Origin of the sequence: Brachybacterium sp. p3-SID957 (assembly GCF_025144775.1) — a bacterium.
Lineage (GTDB): Bacteria > Actinomycetota > Actinomycetes > Actinomycetales > Dermabacteraceae > Brachybacterium > Brachybacterium epidermidis.
On the sequence record NZ_JALXKT010000124.1, the window covers coordinates 1 to 684 of the forward strand.

1 protein-coding gene is annotated in these 684 nt (G+C 65.2%); it reads left to right on the forward strand.

The window, feature by feature from the left end; translation table 11 throughout:
* Positions 1-238 precede the first annotated feature (238 nt).
* On the forward strand, positions 239-684 hold a 446-nt coding region (locus M3B01_RS14560), incomplete at its 3' end, for a transposase (RefSeq protein WP_259793265.1).

Consider the following 684-nt stretch of genomic DNA (forward strand, 5'->3'; position numbering starts at 1 on the left):
CGATGGACTCTTCTATGTCTGTCAAGCCGTGGTCGGCGCCGCGTGGAGCGCCTCGAGAGTTCGATAGATCCGCCGGGCGAGGTAGCGCTTGAGGCAGCGTCGGATCTCTTTTGTCGTGCGCCCCTCAGGGGTGTGTCCCCTAGCGTGGTGGCAATCCCCGGGGTGGCGTGGAGCTGCTGGTAGGCGATGAAGGGTCATCGCGGGACCTCCCACATCGACCAAGAAATAGGGACCCGCGATGACCCGTCACCAGTCTGCCCTGTCCGCTCTCGTCAGTGAACTGCTCCAGGACCCCGACCTCGCTCACGAGGAACTGTTCCGCCGGCTTCTCCAGGCCGGGCTCCAGGACCTCATCGATGCCGAAGCGTCTGTGAAGATCGGTGCTGACCGTTACGAACGCTCCCCGTCCCGCTCGACGCGCCGTAACGGCACCAGGGCAAAACGTCTGGCCACCCCTGCCGGGGAGCTGGATCTGGCGATTCCGAAGCTGCGAGCCGGGTCGTTCTATCCCGCGCTGCTGCATCCTCGTCGCCGGGTCGACAAAGCGCTCTGGGCGGTGATCTGCACGGCCTGGATCGACGGCGTCTCCACCCGCAAAGTCGAGGATCTCGTGCGGGCGCTGGGCAACGAGTCCGGGATCAGCAAGTCCCAGGTCTCGAGGATCTGCGGCGAGATCGACGAGGT